The organism is Pantoea sp. MT58 (assembly GCF_014495885.1).
Lineage (GTDB): Bacteria > Pseudomonadota > Gammaproteobacteria > Enterobacterales > Enterobacteriaceae > Pantoea > Pantoea eucalypti.
Window position 1 is genome coordinate 307,783 of record NZ_CP061083.1, and the last position, 22,219, is coordinate 330,001.

Genomic DNA, 22,219 nt, shown 5'->3' on the forward strand with positions numbered 1-22,219 from the left:
GAAAAAAGTAACAACAGTTTACTCCCTTTGACCGCGAGGGATGAAGGTTTGTGTGCGGTAACAGAGAGGGAAAAGCGCTCTCCCGCCGGGCGGCGGGAGAGCAGAACGATTACTCGTTGATATCCGGATGCTGCTGCACCAGGTTTTTGCGTTTCGCTTCCAGGCGGGCGATCTCTGCATCGATATCTTCGATTTTGTTCTCGATGTTATCGTGATGTTCCTGCAGGATTTCGCGCGCTTCTTCCATATCGGACGCGGCTGGCGTTGCACCTTTCAGTGGCTTGTTTGCCGTCTCTTTCATGGAAAGACCGGTAATCAGACCAATGATCGCCACCACCATCAGGTAGTAGGCTGGCATGTAAAGATTGTTGGTGGTTTCAACCAGCCAGGCGGCCAGCGTTGGCGTCAGACCCGCAACCAGTACAGAGATGTTAAACGCACTGGCCAGCGCACTGTAACGGATATGGGTCGGGAACATCGCAGGCAGCGACGAGGCCATGACACCGGTAAACGAGTTAAGAATAACGGCCATCAGCAGCAGGCCACCAAAAATCAGTCCCAGCACGCCACTGTTAATCATCATAAAGGCGGGAATGGCGAAGACCAGCAGAGCAATACTGCCGATGATAACAAAGGGACGACGGCCAAAGCGGTCACTCATCATGCCGATCACAGGCTGAACAAACAGCATACCGATCATGATAGCGATGATAATCATCACACCATGGTCTTCGCTGTAGTGCAGGTTATGCGACAGGTAACTCGGCATATACGTCAGTAACATGTAGTAGGTGACGTTGGTGGCGATAACCAGACCGATACAGGAGAGCAGGCTGCGCCAGTGTTTGGTTGCAATTTCCTTAAACGAGACTTTCGGACCATCCTGCAGGCCTTCGCGGTCACCCTGTTCCAGTTTGTCCACATGCTGCTGGAATGCCGGGGTCTCCTCCAGCGCATGACGCAGATAAAGGCCGATAATGCCCAGCGGCAGCGCCACGAAGAACGGCAGACGCCAGCCCCACTCAAGGAAACGTGCTTCTCCGATAACAGAAGAGATCAGCACGACCAGGCCCGCACCCAGTACAAAGCCCGCAATTGAGCCAAAGTCGAGCCAGCTTCCCATAAAGCCGCGTTTGCGGTCAGGCGAATATTCCGCCACGAAGATTGAGGCGCCGGTATATTCACCGCCCACGGAGAAGCCCTGCGCCATCTTCGCTAACAGCAGCAGAATCGGCGCCCAGATGCCGATAGACGCATAGGACGGTATCAGGCCGATACAGAAGGTACTGACCGACATGATGATAATGGTAATGGAGAGGATTTTCTGACGACCATATTTGTCGCCCAGCATACCGAAGAAGAGGCCACCCAGCGGACGGATCAGGAAGGGCACAGAGAAGGTTGCCAGTGCAGCAATCATCTGAATGCCGGGTGACACGTCCGGGAAGAAGACTTTACCCAGCGCATAGGCCACGAAGCCATACACACCGAAGTCAAACCATTCCATCGCGTTACCCAGAGAGGCCGCAGTGATGGCTTTACGTAAACGAGCATCATCAATGATGGTGACATCATTGATCCCAATTGGTTTTACACGCTTCCTACGCAATTTCATAGAATTACCCTGTAATGGAACACGAAAGTCCTCAACGGCGCGAGCCGTGGTAAATCGTTCAGACCGCTGCGTTGAGAAATTTAAGCATAGCCGTAATTAAGCGCTCATTACGCGCCAGCGAACACAATAATTACTGTTGTGATTATTGCAAACAGCGACAGAGTATACCGTTTTTGTGTGATATCTGTCATGTTTGAGCTAATGCTGACCTGTTCCGGCAATCTTTATGACTGTTTAGCACCGCAAAAAAATTATCACGCTGCGTGACGACAGCCGTTTTTTTCAGCAGATTGTCTGCGCAAGTGATGTTTATTTGCGCTTAACGGGAGGGATCCCTGTCCGACGGTTCAGTGCGAAGGGTCGGGGGCTGGACATTATTCGTCGGTGAACGGGCTGGCGCAAGAGCCGCGGGTGGCAATCCCGGTTTCGGTGTCGTCCGGTTTTCGATGTGCTGCGGAGGTTCAAACGTGACACGGGTCAGCCAGCACACGCTGATCCCCCTGACGCGCCAGCCACTCTGCCAGCGATGTATTATCCATCGGGCGGGCGTAATAAAAACCCTGAATAAACACGACGCCGCGCTGTTGGAGATAGCAAAATTGCAGCTCCGTTTCCACACCTTCACCCAGCACCTCCAGCGCCAGACTGTGACTGAGATTGATGATCGCATCCAGCACTGGCGTTTCGCCTTCCAGCGATTCGATAGCGTTAATGAATCCACGATCGATTTTCAGATAATCCAGCGTGAAGGTCTGTAAGTAACTCAGTGAGCAGTGACCGGTACCAAAATCATCAATCGCAACCTTCATACCCGCATGGCGTAACTGCTCCAGCTTACGCGCCACCGCTTCACCCTCTTTAATCAGACTGCGCTCAGTCAGCTCAAGCGTAATGACAAACTGCTTATCTTTTATTTTGTCGGCGAATTGCAGCATATCGCGAACAAAATCAGGATGCTGCAGATGCTCCGCCGCCACGTTAATCGCAAGGTGAAAATGGGGATCCACCTGCCAGCTCTGCACATCCTCTGCAATCAAATCGAGCAGGTGGCGGGTCAGCGGCACAATCATCCCTTCCGCTTCTGCTGCACCAATAAAAATATCAGGCCGAACGCCGTTACCGTCGGACGTTGTCCAGCGCAGCAGCACCTCTGCACCGCTACAGCGTTGCAGCCGGTTATCATAGACTGGCTGATAGTGCGCCCTGAACTGGCCGCAGATGATGGCCCGGCGAATCTCATCGCGCCATGAAATACGCCGTCGCAGCCAGTTCGCCGTCAGCATCATCAGCAGAACAGAAAAGATCGCCGCCATCGGCATGATAATAAAAATCACCTGGCGCCAGGCAGAGATCAGCTCAGTGGGCGAGGCAATCAGAGTGACAGAGAGCGGGTAGCGGTTTGAACGGGCCTCATAAATCAGAGGCTCAAACCAGCCGGATGCAGCAATTTGTGGGTCACCAAACGAGATGGGGGCGCCGTCGCTGAATGCCATGCTGAAATGATAGCGGTGAGTGCTGCTGATAGCGCGCATCAGATCAAGCAGATACTGGCCATCAACCACTGCCCAGAATCCCACGCCATCAGGCAGGTCACGCATAAAAATCACGGCCGGGCGATCCGGCACACCGGAGGTGCCGGCAATTGACAGGCTCCACCAGGCTTTTCCGGTGACCGGCGCATCGCGCATGATCATATCTTTCAGTAAACCCGGCATGGTTCCATATGCTGACGAACAGCCAATTCTGTTTTCTTCAATTTTACCGATTGCGCGGAAATAGGGATTCAGTGAGCCGATGCGCTGTAACTGATTCTGAATCTGACTGCAGGGCTGATACTGAAACTGGCGCAGCGTATTAATCATATCCCAGGCGCTGTCACTCATTCTTTCAGCCTGAGAGAGCAGGGTATTGGCTGCATTCACCTGATGCTGCTGGACGGTGTGGCGCGCATCCAGAGCAGTAAAAAAAAGGCCAATAAGCAGAGGCAGCACACCGGAGAAAATAATCACCAGCCTGGCATAGTCGCGTTTTCGTTTCAGTAGCGGCACCGCTGAATCCTCTGAGTATTATTCGTTTTATGCAGGGGCTGAACAGTTGCGCAGCATAGCATTTCTCCGGGCCGGGCAGATTAGCGTTTTTGCGAGCAACAGAACTGACTCAGGTCAATTATCGACCCGACACAGCCTTAATTGAGGGGGTTGTTTTGCTTTCATTTGAATTCGGCAGAAATCAGGCAGGGATAAGTAACGCGGAGGAAAACATCTCATTGCGGCCGGCAGAGACCCTGGCCCGTCAGAATCGGGCACAGGGTAGCCGTTGACTTAATGAGCAAAATAGATCTGTTTCAAGGCGACTTCAACGCCGCGCAGTTCAGCAAGACCTTTAAGACGTCCAATGGCTGAGTAACCCGGATTCGTGCGTTTATGCAGGTCGTCCAGCATCTGATGACCGTGATCGGGACGCATAGGTATTGCCCGCAGGTTGCCTGCACGGCGACGGCGCTGCTCTTCCGCCAGAATGACTTTGATCACGCCGACCATATCGACATCGCCCGCCAGATGCGCCGCTTCATGGAAGCTGGCGGGATTAGCTTCGCGCTTCGTGGCGCGCAGATGGACAAAGTTGATGCGGTCGGCATAGGTTTCCGCCATCTCAACCAGCGCATTATCGGCACGCACACCATAAGAGCCGGTACAGAAGCAGAATCCGTTGTGCAGACTGTCCACGGTTTCTTTCAGCCACTGCATATCTTCCTGCGTGGAGATAATGCGTGGCAGACCCAGAATAGGACGCGGTGGATCGTCCGGATGCACCGCCAGTTTAACGCCCGTCTCTTCCGCAACCGGCACGATGGCGCGCAGAAACGTTGCCATATGCTCGCGCAGTTTCGCTTTATCAATACCGTCATACTGTGCCAGTTGCGCCTGAAACTGCGCCAGGGTGTAACCCTCTTCAGCACCTGGCAGACCGGCGATAATATTGCGCACCAGGGTGTTTTTCTCTTCTGCGCTCATGGCGGAAAAGCGCTGCGCTGCGGCCTGCTGCTCGGCAGCGCTGTAATCCTTCTCCGCGCCCGGGCGCTGTAGCAGATAAAGCTCAAAGGCGGCAAACGCATCAGCGTCAAAGCGCAGCGCTTTTGCGCCATCTGGCAGCGTCCAGGCGAGGTCGGTGCGCGTCCAGTCCAGCACCGGCATGAAGTTGTAGCAGACGGTATCAATGCCGCAGGCAGCCAGATTGCGTATCGACTGCTGGTAATTGGCAATGTAGCGAAGGTAGTCACCCCGCTGAGTTTTGATCGCCTCATGGACCGGGATACTTTCGACCACCGACCAGACCAGACCTTTTTCAGCCAGCAGGGCCTGGCGTGCTTTAATCTCTTCAACCGGCCACACCTCGCCGTTAGGGATATGGTGCAGCGCCGTTACAATGCCGGTCGCACCCGCCTGACGCGCATCATCCAGGGATACCGGGTCGTTTGGGCCGTACCATCGCCATGTATGTTCCATTATTACTCCTTAGTGTGATGTGGCCCAGTGGTCAGGCCGCTGGGCCAAGAGTATGATAGTGGACAAAACAGGGCCGTGATCCGGATCGCAGCATCACAAACTGCATCAGCGATGTGATCGGTTTTAAGCGGACGAAGAGGAGAGGGTGATGACGCTACCCGTTATTAAAACTGAGCGCCTGTATCGTCAGATCGCCAACGTCATTATGGCCGGCATTACGCGCGGTGACTTTGCGGCAGGAGGCTTACTGCCGCCAGAGCGCGAGCTGGCAAAACAGCTGGGTGTCAGCCGCTCGTCAGTGCGTGAAGCATTGATTGCGCTGGAAATGACCGGCTGGGTCGATATCCGCACGGGCAACGGCGTCTACGTCGCGCAGCCACTGCCGCAGGCCGCCGTTCCGCAGGAGAGTTGCAGTCTGCAGGACCTGCTGCAGGCGCGGGAAGCCTTTGAAGGGATGCTGGCGGGATTTGCCGCACGTAACGGCACCGCCGTTCAGCGCGCGGCACTGCTGGCGCTGACCGCTGAACTGCAGCAGTACAATGCAAACGATGCGGCTTTCCTGGAGCAGGACAAACGCTTTCACCTGCTCATCAGCGAGATGAGCGGCAATGATGTGTTACGCGACCTGCTGGAGCAGTTATGGAACCGGCGGCACAGTCCGCATGTGCAGCGACTGGAGCGCCATTATGCTGATAATAGCTTCGCTCGCGAGATGAATGCTGACCATCAGCAGATCGCCGAGGCCATCGTGGCGGGCGATGAAGCGGCTGCCCGTCAGGCGATGGAGAACCATCTGCAGCACGTGCAGCAGCAGCTACTTGGTTAATCCCCGCGCCCGCTTAGGTCGTCCGGTGCCCAGCATAATCGCCAGACGACTGCCGCCTGGCGTAGTTTCCATCAGGATTTTGGTAATGCTGGTCAGCGGCACCGAGAGCAGCATGCCGACCGGCCCGAGCAGCCAGCCCCAGAACACCAGCGACAGGAACACCACCAGCGTTGATAAGCCCAGACCGCGACCCATCAGTCGCGGTTCCAGCATATTGCCGAACACCATGTGAATCGCGGTAAACAGCGCCGCCACCATCGCGGCATCAAACAGACTGTTCAGTAACAGCGCCTGAAGTAAGGGCGGGATACCGGCGATAATCGGACCAATATTGGGAATGAAATTGAGGATAAATGCCACGACACCCCAGAGCAGCGCGAACTTCACATCCAGCAGATAGAGGCTCAGCCAGACCGCGATGCCGGTAATCAGGCTCACCAGGGTTTTCAGCGCCAGATAGTGCGTGACCCCTTTCAACGCTTTATGCAGCCCGGCGATGCGGATTTTAGGATTCACCAGCGCGTTACGCATTTTATAGGGCAGGTGATGAACCTCAAACAGCATAAAGACCACGGTCAGCACCAGCAGCACAGTATTGGTCATCGCACCGGAAAAGCCGCTCAGCGCCACGCTTGCCAGGTTCATCATAGTGTTAGGATCGAAACGCTGTACCAGCGCATCTGTTGAGATATTGATATGAAAGCCTGCCGCCAGATGTTGCAGCACCGTCATCTTCTGCTCCATCGTGGCGCGCAGTTGCGGGTAGAGGTCGGAAAACTCGCTCATTGAGCTGGCGATGATGGCGCCCAGCAGCACAAGTGCGCAGAAGATCACCGTGATAACCAGGCCAATGGCCAGTCCACGGCGAAAGCCCCGGCGCATCAGCATCGTCACCAGTGGGTTGAGTACAATTGCAAAGAACGCCGCCAGCAAAAGCGGAACCAGAATATCGGACGCTGCCCGAACCCCGGCGAGGATGATGACCAGCATCGCCAGTTTTATCAGAATATTTTGTCCGATCTTTTCCCGTTGCAGCTCGCTCATTCTCTCTCTCATAACGTAAATTGGCTGTTGAAAGTGTAGCTGAAAGAAAATTAACAATCTGATTTATCAGAGAAACGGTAAAGCGCGGCGGCAAAGTGGCGAGAGTATTAGCGCCACAGCACTCAGCTATAGCAACAGAACAGCCACTCTCCCTTGTGGCTGTTTTCATCCGGTTATCTGCAGCATGTCCGCGCTGTCGTGTTCGCCAGATAACCGTGCCATTGTGATGCGCAGGAGGCGAAAGCGGGTATAGTTAAGGGATAAACCTTATCATTCAGCCAAATACGATCGTGAGGACGCATGCCTGAACAGCCTGCAGCGGAACCGACTACCCCACATGGCAACCTGAATATCTCTCTGCTGATCCTCTCTATTGTGGCCTACAACTTTGCCAGCTATCTCACCATTGGTCTGCCGCTGGCGGTATTGCCAGGCTGGGTGCATGACCAGCTGGGCTTCAGCGCGTTCTGGGCCGGCCTGGTGATCAGCCTGCAATATGTCGCGACGCTGCTGAGCCGGCCACATGCTGGTCGCTATGCCGATATCTGGGGACCCAAAAAAGTGGTGGTGACGGGCCTGGTAGGCTGTCTGATCAGCGGATTGTGTATTCTGCTGGCGGCCCTGATCGCATCACCGATGTGGAGCCTGATCCTGCTCTGCGTGGGCCGTTTGATTCTGGGCGTGGGCCAGAGTTTTACCGGCACCGGCACCTCGTTGTGGGGAGTGGCAAGGGTGGGTTCACTGCACATTGGTCGGGTAATATCCTGGAACGGGATCGTCACCTATGGCGCGATGGCCATTGGCGCACCGCTCGGCGTAGTGATCTTCCAGGCAGGCGGTTTGCTGTGGCTGTCACTGGTCATTGTTGCCATCTGTGTCGTGGGCATCGTCTGCGCCGTGCCGCGTCCGGCTGTAAAAGCCAGCCGCGCCAGACCGCTGCCGTTTCGGGCTGTGCTGGGAAAAATCGCCGGTTTTGGTGCGATTCTGGCGATGGGATCGGCGGGTTTTGGCGTTATCGCCACCTTTATCACGCTGTTCTATCAGGATAAAGGCTGGCAGGGAGCCGCTTTTGCGCTTTCCCTGTTCAGCATGGCTTTTGTTGGCGCACGCCTGCTGTTTCCCAATGCGATTAACCGCCACGGCGGTCTGCGGGTCGCCAGCGTTTGTCTGGCGGTTGAAGCGGCCGGACTGTTTCTGGTCGCCGCTGCGGGTAATCCCTGGATGGCAAACGCGGGTGCCTTTCTGACCGGGGCAGGTTTTTCTCTGGTGTTCCCGGCGCTGGGCGTGGTGGCGGTAAAAGTGGTGCCGCAGCAGAATCAGGGCAGCGCCCTGGCAACCTATACCGCCTTTATGGATCTGTCGCTGGGGATAACCGGGCCACTGGCCGGATTCATCATGAATTATGCGGATGTCTCACGCGTCTATCTGCTTACGGCGCTGCTGGTCTGTGTCGCGTTTTTCTGCACGCTGCGGCTGCTGAAGCGTCAGGCATCGCAGTCAGCAGCAGACGGTTCTTCAGAATAAAAAAAATGGCCCAGCAGCGGGCCATAACGTCTTTTCAGACACAGATAAACGGATAAATGCGGGATGCAGCAGGATTCAGGCCTGCAGCAGTTCAATACTGTGGCGGATCTGGCGTTCAATCTCCGCCGGGGTCCAGCTGTTGAGCTGACCGGAGAACGGCTCAAAGGCGTAGACGCCCTTATAGCCAAGCATCTCCAGCCGTTTAACCTGCACCACGCTCTTCAGCACATCATTGTCATTCAGCATGATGCGTTCTTCGTCAGTCAGTTCGGCGGTCGGACGTTGATCTTCCACGCCTGAAAGGTGCACCAGTCCAATCTGGTCAATATCGATACCCACCGGGAATTCCTGTTCAGCCTTCTCATAGAGATGATGATGAAAAGTATCCAGCAACAGTTTAAAAGGCACGCCTGCCGCAGCAATTAACGCCTGCGCCTGCACGATCGAACGCAGTGAGCTGACCGGGAAACCCAGTGGCTCCACCAGCCCCAGAATGCCATAGTGGGCAAAGCGCGGCGCCAGTGCCTGCATCGCCGCCTGTGTCTGCTGAGGCGACACGGTAATCCCCTCATTCAGCGGACACATCACCAGCGCTTTTGCACCAATCTGTTGTGCTGTCTGTAACAGCGCCTCGGCCCGGCTCAGCAGCGCATCATCAATATGGTTAAACGGATAGAGCGCATTAATGCTGATGATATCAATGTGGTATCTGTCGGCCAGGGCGCGCAGTTGATCGGTGCTGAGATCGTCAGTGACGCTGCCGCCGGGCATATCATTACGCAGTTCAACCTTGCTCAGGCCCAGACGCTGAACCAGCTGAAAGAAGGCTTCCAGCGAGAGCCGGGGCGCAATTTTGCGGTTGATACAGAAACGGGTTGGGCCGATGGCCATGCGTTAACTCCGGAACAGGAGAATGTTGCGATTAAAGAAAACATTTATTTCATAATTAGTGAATTATGAAATGTATTTTATTAGATCAGCCTCGCATTAATTTCATATTTCGTTTCACGCTGATGCGTCAACGCCGGATCGACTTCGCAGAAACAGACGTGATCCACGCCGCAGCAATTCCCCTGTTACGCTAAGGCTGACCGGTAATATTGCTCTGCTGCTCTCATCACGCGGTCAGACAGGGGTGGACAATAAAAATGCGATCTGTGCCGCTAAAATCAAATTTTCCAAAAATAACTATTTGAAAAATTTATTCCACTGTAATAGCTTCATAGCACGCTTTCAGGTTTGCCTGGTCAGGCAGTGTGGCAGGCCACAGGGCCCGTCTGCAGGGAACTTAACCATCTTAAGAGGCAACATCATGACAACCATAGGTAACTTTATTGGCGGTAAAATCACGTTCAGCGCCAGCAACGAAACCATTCCTGTTTACGATCCGGCAACCGGCAAAGTGGTTCGTGAACTGACGCAAAGTACCGCTGATGAAGTGGCTCAGGCGATTGGTGTCGCGCATGACGCATTTTCAGCCTGGTCTAAAACTTCGCCGCTGCGTCGCGCCCGCGTTCTGTTTAACTTTAAAGCCCTGATGGAGCAGCATCGTGATGAGCTGGCGGCGCTGATTGTCTCTGAGCATGGCAAAGTCTGGTCCGATGCACTGGGTGAACTGACGCGTGGCATTGAAGTGATTGAGTTTGCCTGCGGGATCCCTCATTTGCTCAAAGGCGAATATTCCCCGAACGTCGGCGGCGGCGTTGACAGCTTCTCGCTGATGCAGCCGGTTGGCGTCGTGGCGGGCATTACGCCGTTCAACTTCCCGGCCATGGTGCCATTGTGGATGTTCCCGATCGCACTGGCCTGCGGTAACACCTTTGTCCTGAAGCCACCGGCGCTGGATCCGTCTGCGGCCGTGCGTATGGCCGAGCTCCTGACCGAAGCGGGCCTGCCGGATGGCGTATTCAACGTGGTGCACAGCTCTAATGAAGATGCTGAGCAGCTCTATAAGGATCCGCGCATTGCCGCGGTGAGCTTTGTCGGCTCTTCAGGCGTAGCTGAGCATATCTATAAGACCGCCAGCGCCCACGGCAAGCGAGTGCAGGCATTTGGCGCGGCGAAAAACCACGCTATCGTTATGCCGGATGCCGATCTGGATGCCACCGTCAACGCCATCATGGGCGGTGCGTTTGGTTCTGCCGGTGAACGCTGTATGGCTCTGCCTGTTGTTGTCGCCGTGGGTGATGACACCGCTGACAAGTTGATTGCCCGCCTGACACCGCTGGTGAAAGCACTGCGTATCGGCCCGGGAATGAGTCAGGGTGCCGAAGAAAATGAGATGGGTCCGGTGGTCTCCGCTGCGCACCAGAAGAAGGTGCTGGGTTACATCGATAAAGGCGAGCAGGAAGGTGCGAAGCTGGTGGTGGATGGCCGTAACGTGCAGGTTGCGGGTCACGCAGAAGGTTACTACGTTGGCGGCACGCTGTTTGATAACGTCACCTCTGAGATGGTGATCTGGCGTGAAGAGATTTTTGGGCCGGTGCTGAGCATCATGCGCGCACCGGATTACGACAGCGCACTGCAACTGGTTAACAGCCATGAGTTTGGCAACGGCAGTGCGATTTTCACCAGCAACGGTCACACCGCGCGTGAGTTTGTGCAGAACGTTGAAGCGGGCATGGTGGGTGTCAACGTGCCGGTTCCGGTGCCGATGGCATTTCACAGCTTCGGTGGCTGGAAGCGTTCCGTGTTTGGCGCGCTTAATGTCCACGGGCCGGACGGCGTGCGCTTCTATACGCGCATGAAAACCGCCACCGTGCGCTGGCCATCCGGTCAGCAGACCGTGTCTGAATTCAGTATGCCAACCTTAGGCTAATTTATTTCAACGTCGATCACGGATCACGGTGTGCGACCGGCAGGATAGTTTGCCGGTCGCTTTGTTCGCTGGCATTGCGTCCGCGTGACTCTCGCCGTGTTAATCGTGACAGAGAGGAGGATCGGGATGTCTTTACTGTCGAAAGCACAGGCCCCTGACGCAGAGGGCCGTATTCAGCATGTCACACCTGAGCGTGCTGGCTGGCGTTATGTAGGGTTTGATGCTTATCTGCTGAAGAAAGGGGAAACCCTGCGCCTCAACAGTGGTGATAAAGAGCTGTGTCTGGTGCTGGTGGCCGGGCTGGCCTCGGTGAAAACCCGCCATGCTGAGTTTCCCGGTATCGGTAAGCGCATGTCGCCTTTCGAACGCGTGCCGCCTTATTCCGTTTATGTGCCGCATGATGATGAAGTGGAAGTGTATGCAGACAGCGATCTTGAACTGGCGGTCTGTAACGCGCCCGGTCAGGGAAATCTGCCTGCACGACTGATTGCACCAGCGGATGTGGGTGTTGAGCATCGCGGAAAAGGGCGCAATCAGCGCCTGGTGCATAATATCCTGCCTGACACTGAACCGGCTGACAGCCTGCTGGTGGTTGAGGTTTATACCAACGAGGGCGATACCAGCTCGTATCCCAGCCACAAGCACGACCAGGAGGAGAGTGAAAACGAAACCTACCTGGAAGAGACCTACTATCACCGTTTCGATCCGGAGCCTGGCTTTGCCATGCAACGCGTCTACACCGACGACCGCTCACTGGATGTCTGCATGGCACCCTATAATCGCGACGTGGTGATGGTGCCGCGCGGCTATCATCCGGTGGCGACGCTGGCGGGTTACAACAACTACTATCTTAACGTGATGGCGGGGCCGGTGCGGTTGTGGAAATTCAGCTGGGAGAAAGATCACGCCTGGGTGAACAGCGACAGCTATCCGCGCAACCCGTAAATCACGGCGGTTTTATCAGGCGTGCATAGTGCGTGGATAGCCACAAAAAGGGCAGCCGATTGGGCTGCCCTTTTTACTGTGTGGAACGCAGGTTACTGTGTGGAACGCAGGTTACTGAGCGGAACTCTCGGCGTTGTTCAAAGCCAGTGACACCGCCAGCGTCTGCGCCAGGCAGAGCGAGGCGACCTGCGAACGGAAGCCGTCGACCTGCGCTTCACGCACCACAAAGCAGACATCACTAAAGGCGGCCAGCGGGCTAACCTGACTGTCGGTAATAGCAATCTGATGCGCGCCACGTTTAGCACCCATTTCGACCACTTCGACCGCTTCACGCGCATAAGGCGAATAGCTGATCGCAATCACCACATCTTTCGGGTTTACCAGGCTGAGCTGCTCAGTAAACATCCCGCCCAGGCCATCAATCAGAAACGCGCGACGCTCCAGGTGACGCAGCGCGTAAACCAGATAGGAGGCGACGCTAAAGGAGCGACGCAGGCCGATGACATAGATGTTCTCAGCCTCATTCAGCAGTTTCACCGCCTTGTTCAGCTGCTCAGGATTAACCTGCATCGCCAGTTGCTGCAACGCCTGGCTGTTCACCATCGTAAAGACGTTGAGGATCTCCGCTGGGCTTTCAGGGGCACTGGCGCTGTCGTCCGTTGAGGTCTGACGAAACAGGCGAGCGCGCTCGGTATAGTTGACCGTCTCCTCCATCAGGTGCTGACGAAAAACCTGTTTCATTTCGTTGAAACCGCTGAAGCCAAACGCATTCGCAAAACGGATCAGCGTCGACGGCGGCACATCGGCCTGCTGGGCAATCGAGGCGACGGTATCGAAAGCAATACTGTTACTGTTATCAAGGATGTAGCGCGCAACCTGTTTAAGACGCTTGCTCAGCGTTTCGTAGCGGCGACGAATATCGTCCTGCAAGAGAGAAAGTTGGGTGGGATTATTGTTCATCACTTCTGCCCGTATAATTAGAATAATGGCTGCATAATGAGCGCTATATTACCAGATGGATGGAAAATTTCATTTCTTTGCGTTAACGGCGCAGTTTATTTCATGGCTTTATGAAATGGTTCACAGATTAGCTTTAGCGCCCGAGGCATGACTCATCGCGGGCAATGTCAGGGTGAAAACCGGGATGAAATGACAGCAGGCTGGGAGGGTAACCAGTAAAAAACGCCATCCCGGTTGGGATAGCGTGATGAAAGAGTCTGTCTCTGCCTGCTATGAGTTCGCGCAGGCTCAGGTAACATGGTCAGATCGGAAAGTCGCTTAAGCCATCCATGGCCGCTCGGCCCGCCCCGTCCCTGGCGCGGGACGCTTTCCTCCTCTGACCATGTTACCTGCGCGTTGAGCTTATTTGTTGCTGCAACCTTCACCCTGCCTTGAGTAAGTCAGCCGTCTGAGGCCATCGCGGTTGAGACAGTCTATAGCAGAGCATGAAATCAGGCGCGGGCAGCACGCCAGTACTCAATCAGCCGCAGATAATTGCCTTTAACGGTCTCAATCAGCGCCTGATCGTCCAGTTCACCCTGCAGCCACTGGCGCGAAGGCTGACCAAAGATGGTGCGACCCACCGCAAAGCCTTTCACCCAGGGCGCGTTGGCCGCCGCGGCAAAGCCCGCTTTAAGCTTCTCTTCAGGCGCATCCAGACCGAGCAACAGAATGCCGCGACAGTGGGGATCCTGCTGCTCAATCAGCGTGCTGATCGCCTGCCAGCTTTCCGCGGACAGCGGTGGGAGTTTCCACCAGTCAGGCTGGATGCCCAGACTGTAGAAATGCGTCAGCATATCAAGGTAATAGGCTTCATTTTTATCCGGGTTGCTCTCCGGGAGAATCACTTCCAGCAGCAGCTCATGCCCGCTTTTATTACAGCCATTCCAGACATCGAGCACCACGTCATCCTGCTCTTTGCGCAGTTCAGCACTGTCGTGAGGATGATAAAACACCAGACATTTCACGACGTGCTCGGCGGGCCAGTCGATCAGCTGCGAGCCAATGTTGCCATGCTCCAGGCGCAGCGGACGTGAGCTCGGCAGCTCAATCGGACGGCCAATCCACCAGTTCTTCCCGGTGATGGCATTCAGCGCTTTCTGACCATAGGTGGTATCCGCCAGAATGCCGCTCCTATTCTCTAATCCCGCCTCTCTGGCGGCCTCCTGAGCGGCTTCCAGCAGCAGCAGTTTCAGCTGTGGAATACGGCTTTCATCCACGCCCGCTTCCTCCGCCATGTCCGCCAGTTGTTTGCGATGATCAAAAGCGAAAACGTTCAGCTCCGGCCACGCCTGCTTGCGGGTGGTCACGCGGTGCAGGTGGTTGAGACGACTGTCGAGATCGGGACGTTTCACCTCTTTGTCGCGGCTCAGGAAATCATCCAGTTCCGCTTTGGTTGGCATGGCCGGGGCACAGCCGTGGCGTGAAACCACCAGCGCCCCACAGGCGTTGGCGTAACGGCACGCCTGCTCCCAGCCTTCATCATTCAGCCAGCCGCGCAGCAGGCCAGACATAAAGGCATCACCCGCGCCCAGCACGTTGAGCACGTCAACGCGCACGCCGGTGTGCAGCTGAGTCTCTTCCCAGCTATCCGGTATATCCCCTTCAAACACCACGCAACCCAGCGGACCGCGTTTGCAGACCAGCGTTGCCTGGCTCGCCTTGCGAACGTTCTTCAGAGCAGTCAGGGTGTCGGTGCTGCCACCGGCGATGTGAAACTCCTCTTCGGTGCCGACGATCAAATCGAAATAGTGCACCACTTCCTGCAACTGCTGCGTAACCTGGGAAGACTCAATGAAACGCGTTTCACCGTCACCCAGCGAGGTCAGCCCCCACAATACCGGGCGGTAATCAATATCCAGCGCCGTGCGCAGACCGTTGCGGCGGGCGATATCCAGCGCTTTCAGCACAGCTTCACGGGTTTGTGGATGCGATAAGTGAGTGCCGGTTACCGCTACCGCGCGGGAAGAGGTAATAAAGGTTTCATCAATATCTTCCGGTACCAGCCCCATGTCAGCGCAGTTATCACGGTAGAAAATCAGCGGAAAAGTCTCTTCGTCTTTGATGCCCAGGATCACCAGTGCCGTCAGACGCCGCGGATCGGTGATCAGCGCATCGGTATTACAGCCGACGCGCTGCAACGCTTCACGCAGAAAGCGACCATTATGCTCATCTCCCACCCGCGCCAGCATCGCTGATTTCAGCCCCTGTATCGCGGTGCCATAGGCGACGTTGCCTGAGGAACCGCCCAGATATTTCGCAAAGGAGGTGACATCTTCCAGCCGCGCTCCAATTTGCTGGCCATAAAAATCAACGGCAATTCGCCCGATACAAATCACATCAAGCGGCTTCTGTTGTGTACTCATACCTGTGGTTTCCTCTTGTGATTAGCAGGGCTGGCGGGCGAAAAGGTCGACGCTATATTCGCTCTGCATCCGGGTCTGTGGGTGTCTGACTGACAATGGGAGAATTATGAGGAATAAAAATTCCATATTCAACACGAAATGAAATATCCATCGCAATTTTGTGAACCAGGTAAAACTCCTGATTCTCTTCCGTCTGCGCAGTCTTCGTCGGCACGATGTCCGGTATGTCAGGGTTGTGAAGGGGATCGCAGGAATCCGCACGCCAGTCAGGCATGCTGCTGCATTGAAATAAATTTTTTCATCATGTGCCACTCTCTGTTAAACGTTCCAGATTTCCCCTCTGCAATCCCCCGTCACACCTGAAGCCGCCATTAAATTTGATCTCACTCGCAAAATGAAATGTTTCTTCTGTAATCGTGTTTTATGAAAAAAATATTTGTTTATAATCGCCTCACGTTTCAGTTATTCCGGTCGCCTTTTCCGCCCAAGACAACGCCTGGCGTGCTGTCGCGGAAGTCGGGGTCCACCAGCATGTAAGGAAGAATATGAGCACTATCAGACTGACCACGGCACAGGCGCTGGTTAAATTTCTGGATAATCAATTCATTGATGTCGATGGCGTTGAAACGAAGTTCGTCAAAGGTATCTTCGCGATCTTCGGTCATGGCAACGTGCTGGGGCTGGGCCAGGCGCTGGAACAGGATAGCGGCGATCTGATGGTTTATCAGGGCCGTAATGAGCAGGGCATGGCCCATGCTGCCACCGGCTTTGCCCGCCAGTCACTGCGCCGTCAGATTATCGCCTGCAGTTCATCCGTGGGGCCTGGTGCGGCGAATATGATCACTGCCGCCGCGACGGCGACGGCTAACCGCATTCCGCTGCTGCTGCTGCCCGGCGACGTCTTCGCTACCCGCCAGCCCGATCCCGTACTGCAACAGATTGAGCAGAGCTACGACCTCAGCATCAGCACCAACGACGCCTTCCGCGCCGTCAGCAAATACTGGGATCGCGTCAGCCGCCCGGAGCAACTGATGTCCGCCTGTATCAATGCCATGCGCGTACTCACCGATCCGGCTGAAACCGGCGCGGTCACGCTCTCTCTTCCGCAGGATGTGCAGGGCGAAGCCTGGGATTATCCGGACTACTTCTTCCAGAAACGTGTGCACCGTCTGGATCGCCGTCTGCCGGTGGCGGCGCAGCTGGCAGATGCCCTGACGCTGATTAATCGTAAGCGCAAGCCGATGATTATCTGCGGCGGCGGTGTGAAATACTCCGAAGCGGGCGAGGCGCTGCGCCAGTTTGCTGAGCGTTATCAGATTCCCTTTGCCGAGACGCAGGCGGGCAAAGGCACGCTGGTTTCTGACCATCCGCTGAACGTCGGCGGCGTGGGTGAAACCGGCTGTCTGGCCGCTAACCTGCTGGCAAAAGAGGCCGATTTAGTGATCGGCATCGGCACCCGCTACACCGATTTCACGACTGCATCGAAATGGATTTTCCAGCATCCCGATGTCAGCTTCCTGAACATCAATGTCAGCAACTTCGACAGCTACAAGCTGGATGGCGTGCAGCTGCTGGCCGATGCCCGCGAAGGGCTGACCGCGCTCACCGCCGCGCTGGCCTCACAGCACTACAGCAACGACTGGGGCAACCAGATTGAGCAGGCGCAGAGTCAGCTGTTGAAAGAGACGCAGCGCGTCTACCAGGTGGAATATCACGATGGCGACTTTGTGCCGGAGATTGCTGACCATCTCGACCGCGAAGCGGTGTTCGCTGAATTTAACCGCCTGACCCAGTCGCTGCTGACGCAAAGCAGCGTACTCGGCACGCTGAACGAGCAACTGCCAAAAGATGCGGTGGTCGTGGCAGCGGCAGGCAGTCTGCCGGGTGACCTGCAGCGCGTCTGGCGCACCAAAGATTACAACGCCTACCACGTTGAATATGGCTACTCCTGCATGGGCTATGAAGTGAATGCCGCGCTGGGTGTGAAGCTGGCGCAACCGCAGCGCGAGGTCTATGCGCTGGTCGGTGATGGCTCCTTTATGATGCTGCACTCAGAGCTGGTCACCTCGATTCAGGAAGGGGCGAAAATTAACGTGGTGCTGCTGGATAACATGACCAACGGCTGCATCAATAACCTGCAGATGGAACACGGCATGGACAGCTTCACCACCGAGTTCCGCTTCCGTAACCCGGAAGGCGGCAAGCTGGACGGCGGTTTTATCCCGGTCGATTTCGCCGCGATTGCTGCCGGTTATGGCTGCAAAACCTATCGTGTCACCACGCTGGAGCAGCTCAAAGCGGCGCTGGAAGATGCCCGCACCCAGACGGTTTCCACCCTTATCGACATCAAAGTGCTGCCTAAAACCATGATCCACAAATATTTCAGCTGGTGGCATGTCGGTGTGGCGCAGGCGTCGAAGACCGAACGCGCTCAGGCGGTGGCGGACAAGCTCAACAGCCATCTGGATCAGGCGCGCAAATATTAATTTCCGGGCCGTGCTGCGGCCCGTTTTCCTCTTCTCCGTACGAACCCTACACAGGTGTAATTATGACTTTGAAACTTGGTGTCATCGGTACAGGTGCAATTGGTCAGGAACATATTCGCCGCTGCAGCCATGTGCTGCAGGGTGCCCAGGTGGTTGCCGTCTCTGACATCAATGTCGAAGGCGCGCGTGCTGCACTGCAGCGCCTGAACATTGAGGCGGAGGTGTTCGAAAATGGCCACGATGTGATTCAGTCACCGAATGTTGATGCGGTGCTGGTCACCTCATGGGATCCAACCCATGAAGAGTTCACCTTAGCGGCGATTGCCGCCGGTAAACCGGTGTTCTGTGAGAAGCCGCTGGCGATGAGCGCCGAGGGCTGCCGCCGGGTGGTGGATGCAGAGATTCAGGCCGGTAAACGCCTGGTGCAGGTCGGCTTTATGCGTCCTTACGATGCGGGCTATCGCGCCCTGAAAAAAGTGATTACCGATGGCGATATCGGTGAGCCGCTGATGCTGCACTGCGCGCACCGCAACCCGACCGTGCCAGAGAACTACACCACGCCGATGGCGATCACCAACACCCTCATCCACGAGCTGGATGTGCTGCGCTGGCTGACAAACGACGACTATAAAACCGTGCAGGTCATCTTCCCGCGCGTGACGTCGAAGTCGCATGGTCAGCTGAAAGATCCGCAGATCGTCCTGTTCGAAACCCACAAAGGGGTGCGTATCGACGTTGAGATTTTTGTTAACTGCGCTTACGGCTATGACATTCAGTGTGAAGTGGTCGGTGAAGAGGGGATTGCTCGTCTGCCGGAGCCTTCATCAGTACAGCTGCGCAAAGATGCGCGCCTGTCGAACACCATTCTGGTGGACTGGAAAGATCGCTTTATCGAAGCGTATGACGTTGAGCTGCAGGCGTTTATCAACGACATCAAAGCGGGCCAGCTTACCGGACCTTCTGCATGGGATGGCTTTGCCGCCTCCGTGGCCGCCGATGCCTGTATCAAAGCGCAGAACAGTGGTGCGATTGAGCCGGTAGAGATGCCGCCACGTCCTGCTTTCTATAACTGATTCAGCTGTCTATGCGGCCTGGCCGCTCTCCGCCTGGGAATGAGAAAATGAACAAAGAGAAAGTAAAACTGGCTATCGCGCCGATCGGCTGGACCAACGATGACATGCCGGATCTCGGCAGTGAAAATACTTTCCAGCAGACCGTGAGTGAGATGGCGCTGGCTGGCTTTACCGGCAGCGAAGTGGGCAGCAAATACCCGCGCGATCCGGCGATTCTGAAACCGATGCTCGACATTCGCGGCATCCAGATCTGCAACGCCTGGTTCAGCACCTTTTTCGCCAACGGTGACAAAGAGAAAACCATCGAACAGTTCATCGAGCACATGAACTTCCTGCATGCGATGGGCGCGCGGGTGATCGGCTGTTCTGAGCAGAGTAAAAGTATTCAGGGCACCGGGCTTGCGGTGTTTGAAGAGAAAGCGATTTTCAGCGATGAAGAGTGGCAGTTAACGGCAGAAGGCTACAACGAACTCGCCCGCATTGCAGCGGAGAAAGGGATGCGCGTGACGCTGCATCACCACATGGGTACTGGCATTCAGACCACGGAAGAGATTGACCGGTTTATGGCGATGACTGACGAGCAGGTGGGTTTGCTCTATGACACTGGCCACGTCTACTACTCCGAAGGCTCCCAGCAGAAGATGCTGGCGGTACTGGAAAAATATCTGCCGCGCATCTTCCACGTTCATCTCAAGGATGTGCGTGATGAGGTGGTCGCTGAGGTGCGGGAGAATCATCTCTCATTCCTGGAAGGCGTGAAAAAGGGCACCTTTACCGTGCCTGGCGATGGCGTGATCGACTTCAAACCGGTGTTTAAAATTCTGAATGATTACGGCTACAAAGGCTGGATGGTGGTGGAAGCGGAGCAGGATCCGGCGCTGGCCAATCCTTTTGAATATGCCGTGAAAGCGCGGAAATATATCCGGGAAAATACAGGTTTATAATCTGCTCTGAATAAAGGCTGGCTTCCCCGTGGGAAGCCAGCCTTTTGTTTTACTTCAGCGTAATGCTTTTCACAATGTTGTCTGCATCGCTCTGCGCCTGCTGCTGATTATCGCCTGGCAGCGTAATCTGCAGTGTCACCAGCTTGCCATCGACTTTAGCCAGCACCACAGAAGACCATGAGGTCTGATTGTTGGCAGAAATCACCGTATCCAGCTGCTGTGCGGGCTGATCTTTCAGCGTCACAGATTTGTTCGACACCACCTGCAGCTGCGGGTCGCGGTTACGCTGCTGCTGTTCCATGCGCTTCGAAAGCACATCCAGCCCATCACTGGTCGGGTCGCCGGCAATCACAATGATGGCGCGGGCACCGGTTTCATCTGCGTAAACGTGCATGTTCGTAGTCTGCGAACCCAGTTTACCGCTTTTATCTGACATGCCTGGTGGCAGTGAGAAGCTCAGTTTGCCATCCATCAGCGTGACAGTCTGCGCCGACTGACTGGCGCTGACGCCGTTGTCATTCGCCGCTTCATCTTTCTTCTGGTCACAGGCGGCTAAGCCCAATACCAGTAAACCCATTCCTACATATTTCACCAGATTGCGCATCAGAATCCCTTTTTAAGTTTCCAGTCAGGCAGTAATACAACAGGAATCAGGCTGCAAACGCAACCTGATGATTGTCAGAAGATCTTAGCGGGTAATGGCGGAAATGGTATGGGCTCTTAGCGCCTGGCCAATCAGACTATTTTTTTGTCATTCTGAACCTGGGCAGTGCTCACACAGGCTGCTTTAGCAACCTGAACGCCCGTCAGGGCGGCCCTGAAGGGGCGAGCGCAGCGAGTAATCCTCACGAACTAACGTGTACTACGGATTGTTCCGCGCTGTCCGTGTCCAGACTGCCTGCAACAATAACGTCTGATAAACCCGGCTCAGCCGAAATTGACCTGGCGGGCGGTCTGGCGTTCCGCCAGACGCTTCAGCGCGGCGTTGAGGAGTACGCCGTAGGCGGGCAGGAAGAAGACCATGCAGATAAGCACTTTGAAGCTGTAATCCACCAGTGCAATCTCAACCCAGTGCTGCGCCATAAAGGCATCAGGACTTTTGTAGAAGGCGATGAAGAAGAAGGCCAGCGTATCGCTGATATTTCCCAGGAACATGGCACAGCCTGGTGCTATCCACCACTGTGGCAGACGACGCAGACGGTTGAATACATGAACGTCGAGGATCTGACCCAGCGCGTAAGCCATGAAGCTGGCGCAGGCGATACGGGCAACAAAGAGATTCATGACTTCCAGTGCCTGCCAGCCCTGCCATTCACCCTGATAAAACAGTGCCGAAACGCCGTAAGAGATAAACAGCGCCGGGATCATCACAGCCAGAATAATGCGTCGGGCCAGCGGTGCGCCAAAAATACGCACGGTGAGATCGGTCGCCAGGAAGATAAAGGGAAAGCTGAATGCACCCCAGGTGGTGTGGAAGCCAAAGACAGAAATTGGCAACTGAACCAGATAGTTACTTGATGTGATCACCAGCAGGTGAAACAGCGACAACCAGAAAAGCGCATGCATGCGCTGACGTGAAGAAAATGCGAGCATATTCAACCTTTTTAATGTTGGGGTGAGGGAACCCATTGCGGGACGCCGTTCGGGCAGCGCCTGGCAGTTTTATGAGCAAAAAGCGGCGGCATCTTACCGCGTTGTGCTTTTTATGCAATGGTTAATTTTAACGCAATCGTTATCGCCTTGCTTCACCGCCAGCACGCGCTAGAATAGGCGCCCTTTTGCTGAACTGAGTTGATTATGAGCGATGCTTTTTCCTCTGCCGATCATCAGCTGGATGCCCGTGGCCTGCGTTGCCCGGAGCCGGTGATGATGGTGCGCAAAACCGTACGCGGCCTGCAGGATGGCGAGACGTTGCTGATTATCGCCGACGATCCGGCGACGACGCGCGACATTCCCGGCTTCTGCCGCTTTATGGAACATGGCCTGCTGGCGCAGCAGACCGACACGCTGCCTTATCAGTTTCTGATTCGTAAAGGCATGGCGGGTTAACGACAGCCGTTCGGGCCGTCGTTA

At 55.4% G+C, this 22,219-nt stretch carries 17 protein-coding genes; 8 read left to right on the forward strand and 9 right to left on the reverse strand.

All coding sequences use genetic code 11. The annotated features are described in order from the left end of the window. Positions 1-109 precede the first annotated feature (109 nt). The 3 genes from proP to uxuA form a co-directional block, all read right to left on the reverse strand. Entirely contained in the window at positions 110-1,615 is a 1,506-nt protein-coding gene (gene proP / locus IAI47_RS01430; protein WP_003852158.1) for a glycine betaine/L-proline transporter ProP, read from the reverse strand. 461 nt (positions 1,616-2,076) lie between these two features. Then, positions 2,077-3,663 (reverse strand): EAL domain-containing protein, encoded by a 1,587-nt coding sequence (locus tag IAI47_RS01435; RefSeq protein ID WP_008926305.1) that lies wholly within the window; start codon positions 3,661-3,663, stop codon positions 2,077-2,079. Positions 3,664-3,936: 273 nt separating this feature from the next. Beyond that, entirely contained in the window at positions 3,937-5,121 is a 1,185-nt protein-coding gene (gene uxuA, locus IAI47_RS01440) for a mannonate dehydratase (protein WP_008926304.1), read from the reverse strand. Positions 5,122-5,269: 148 nt separating this feature from the next. On the opposite strand from uxuA, the gene IAI47_RS01445 reads away from it, so the two are divergent. Next, positions 5,270-5,947, forward strand: coding sequence for a FadR/GntR family transcriptional regulator (locus IAI47_RS01445; RefSeq protein WP_003852164.1), 678 nt, complete (start codon positions 5,270-5,272; stop codon positions 5,945-5,947). Here the strand turns inward: IAI47_RS01445 and IAI47_RS01450 are convergent. Then, positions 5,936-6,991: an AI-2E family transporter gene (locus IAI47_RS01450; RefSeq protein ID WP_003852166.1), complete on the reverse strand. Its 1,056-nt coding sequence runs from the start codon at positions 6,989-6,991 to the stop codon at positions 5,936-5,938. The two genes, IAI47_RS01445 and IAI47_RS01450, sit on opposite strands and share 12 nt — an antisense overlap. 300 nt (positions 6,992-7,291) lie before the next feature. Between IAI47_RS01450 and IAI47_RS01455 the strand changes: the two genes are divergently transcribed. Next, positions 7,292-8,515 carry an MFS transporter gene (locus IAI47_RS01455; RefSeq protein WP_008926303.1) on the forward strand — a complete coding sequence of 408 codons (1,224 nt, stop codon included), beginning with the start codon at positions 7,292-7,294 and terminating at the stop codon, positions 8,513-8,515. Positions 8,516-8,590: 75 nt separating this feature from the next. Here the strand turns inward: IAI47_RS01455 and IAI47_RS01460 are convergent, their stop codons facing one another. Next, positions 8,591-9,406, reverse strand: coding sequence for a TIM barrel protein (locus tag IAI47_RS01460; protein ID WP_008926302.1), 816 nt, complete (start codon positions 9,404-9,406; stop codon positions 8,591-8,593). A gap of 421 nt (positions 9,407-9,827) precedes the next feature. Between IAI47_RS01460 and IAI47_RS01465 the strand changes: the two genes are divergently transcribed. Beyond that, entirely contained in the window at positions 9,828-11,333 is a 1,506-nt protein-coding gene (locus IAI47_RS01465; protein ID WP_003852171.1) for a CoA-acylating methylmalonate-semialdehyde dehydrogenase, read from the forward strand. Between the two features lie 126 nt (positions 11,334-11,459). Next, entirely contained in the window at positions 11,460-12,278 is an 819-nt protein-coding gene (iolB, locus tag IAI47_RS01470) for a 5-deoxy-glucuronate isomerase (RefSeq protein WP_008926301.1), read from the forward strand. A gap of 111 nt (positions 12,279-12,389) precedes the next feature. Here the strand turns inward: iolB and IAI47_RS01475 are convergent, their stop codons facing one another. Both IAI47_RS01475 and iolC read right to left on the reverse strand, forming a co-directional pair. Next, entirely contained in the window at positions 12,390-13,238 is an 849-nt protein-coding gene (locus IAI47_RS01475; RefSeq protein ID WP_003852174.1) for a MurR/RpiR family transcriptional regulator, read from the reverse strand. 491 nt (positions 13,239-13,729) lie between these two features. Beyond that, the gene (gene iolC / locus IAI47_RS01480) at positions 13,730-15,643 is read right to left on the reverse strand and encodes a 5-dehydro-2-deoxygluconokinase (RefSeq protein WP_008926300.1); all 1,914 of its coding nucleotides are present in this window, start codon (positions 15,641-15,643) and stop codon (positions 13,730-13,732) included. Between the two features lie 545 nt (positions 15,644-16,188). Between iolC and iolD the strand changes: the two genes are divergently transcribed. The 3 genes from iolD (at position 16,189) to iolE (ending at position 20,146) form a co-directional block, all read left to right on the forward strand. Continuing rightward, the gene (gene iolD, locus IAI47_RS01485; RefSeq protein WP_008926298.1) at positions 16,189-18,129 is read left to right on the forward strand and encodes a 3D-(3,5/4)-trihydroxycyclohexane-1,2-dione acylhydrolase (decyclizing); all 1,941 of its coding nucleotides are present in this window, start codon (positions 16,189-16,191) and stop codon (positions 18,127-18,129) included. Positions 18,130-18,191: 62 nt separating this feature from the next. Then, positions 18,192-19,202 carry a Gfo/Idh/MocA family protein gene (locus IAI47_RS01490; protein WP_003852177.1) on the forward strand — a complete coding sequence of 337 codons (1,011 nt, stop codon included), beginning with the start codon at positions 18,192-18,194 and terminating at the stop codon, positions 19,200-19,202. Positions 19,203-19,249: 47 nt separating this feature from the next. After that, positions 19,250-20,146 carry a myo-inosose-2 dehydratase gene (gene iolE, locus IAI47_RS01495; RefSeq protein ID WP_187961165.1) on the forward strand — a complete coding sequence of 299 codons (897 nt, stop codon included), beginning with the start codon at positions 19,250-19,252 and terminating at the stop codon, positions 20,144-20,146. 49 nt (positions 20,147-20,195) lie between these two features. Here iolE and IAI47_RS01500 read toward each other — a convergent pair whose 3' ends face one another. Both IAI47_RS01500 and IAI47_RS01505 read right to left on the reverse strand, forming a co-directional pair. Beyond that, positions 20,196-20,750: a DcrB family lipoprotein gene (locus tag IAI47_RS01500; RefSeq protein WP_003852180.1), complete on the reverse strand. Its 555-nt coding sequence runs from the start codon at positions 20,748-20,750 to the stop codon at positions 20,196-20,198. 323 nt (positions 20,751-21,073) lie between these two features. After that, a complete protein-coding gene (locus IAI47_RS01505; protein ID WP_003852182.1) occupies positions 21,074-21,739 on the reverse strand; it encodes a 7-cyano-7-deazaguanine/7-aminomethyl-7-deazaguanine transporter in 666 nt (221 codons plus the stop codon). A gap of 204 nt (positions 21,740-21,943) precedes the next feature. Between IAI47_RS01505 and tusA the strand changes: the two genes are divergently transcribed. Continuing rightward, complete coding sequence (gene tusA / locus IAI47_RS01510; RefSeq protein WP_003852184.1) at positions 21,944-22,195, forward strand: sulfurtransferase TusA; 252 nt, start codon at positions 21,944-21,946, stop codon at positions 22,193-22,195. Positions 22,196-22,219 lie beyond the last annotated feature (24 nt).

Excerpts from the sequence above, each read along its gene's own strand:
- iolD (WP_008926298.1), top strand. The coding sequence starts at position 16,189 with ATGAGCACTATCAGACTGACCACGGCACAGGCGCTGGTTAAATTTCTG.
- iolC (WP_008926300.1), bottom strand. The coding sequence starts at position 15,643 with ATGAGTACACAACAGAAGCCGCTTGATGTGATTTGTATCGGGCGAATT.
- IAI47_RS01455 (WP_008926303.1), top strand. The coding sequence starts at position 7,292 with ATGCCTGAACAGCCTGCAGCGGAACCGACTACCCCACATGGCAACCTG.
- IAI47_RS01500 (WP_003852180.1), bottom strand. The coding sequence starts at position 20,750 with ATGCGCAATCTGGTGAAATATGTAGGAATGGGTTTACTGGTATTGGGC.
- IAI47_RS01505 (WP_003852182.1), bottom strand. The coding sequence starts at position 21,739 with ATGCTCGCATTTTCTTCACGTCAGCGCATGCATGCGCTTTTCTGGTTG.
- tusA (WP_003852184.1), top strand. The coding sequence starts at position 21,944 with ATGAGCGATGCTTTTTCCTCTGCCGATCATCAGCTGGATGCCCGTGGC.
- IAI47_RS01450 (WP_003852166.1), bottom strand. The coding sequence starts at position 6,991 with ATGAGCGAGCTGCAACGGGAAAAGATCGGACAAAATATTCTGATAAAA.
- IAI47_RS01445 (WP_003852164.1), top strand. The coding sequence starts at position 5,270 with ATGACGCTACCCGTTATTAAAACTGAGCGCCTGTATCGTCAGATCGCC.
- IAI47_RS01475 (WP_003852174.1), bottom strand. The coding sequence starts at position 13,238 with ATGAACAATAATCCCACCCAACTTTCTCTCTTGCAGGACGATATTCGT.
- IAI47_RS01460 (WP_008926302.1), bottom strand. The coding sequence starts at position 9,406 with ATGGCCATCGGCCCAACCCGTTTCTGTATCAACCGCAAAATTGCGCCC.
- IAI47_RS01465 (WP_003852171.1), top strand. The coding sequence starts at position 9,828 with ATGACAACCATAGGTAACTTTATTGGCGGTAAAATCACGTTCAGCGCC.
- IAI47_RS01490 (WP_003852177.1), top strand. The coding sequence starts at position 18,192 with ATGACTTTGAAACTTGGTGTCATCGGTACAGGTGCAATTGGTCAGGAA.
- iolB (WP_008926301.1), top strand. The coding sequence starts at position 11,460 with ATGTCTTTACTGTCGAAAGCACAGGCCCCTGACGCAGAGGGCCGTATT.
- iolE (WP_187961165.1), top strand. The coding sequence starts at position 19,250 with ATGAACAAAGAGAAAGTAAAACTGGCTATCGCGCCGATCGGCTGGACC.
- uxuA (WP_008926304.1), bottom strand. The coding sequence starts at position 5,121 with ATGGAACATACATGGCGATGGTACGGCCCAAACGACCCGGTATCCCTG.
- proP (WP_003852158.1), bottom strand. The coding sequence starts at position 1,615 with ATGAAATTGCGTAGGAAGCGTGTAAAACCAATTGGGATCAATGATGTC.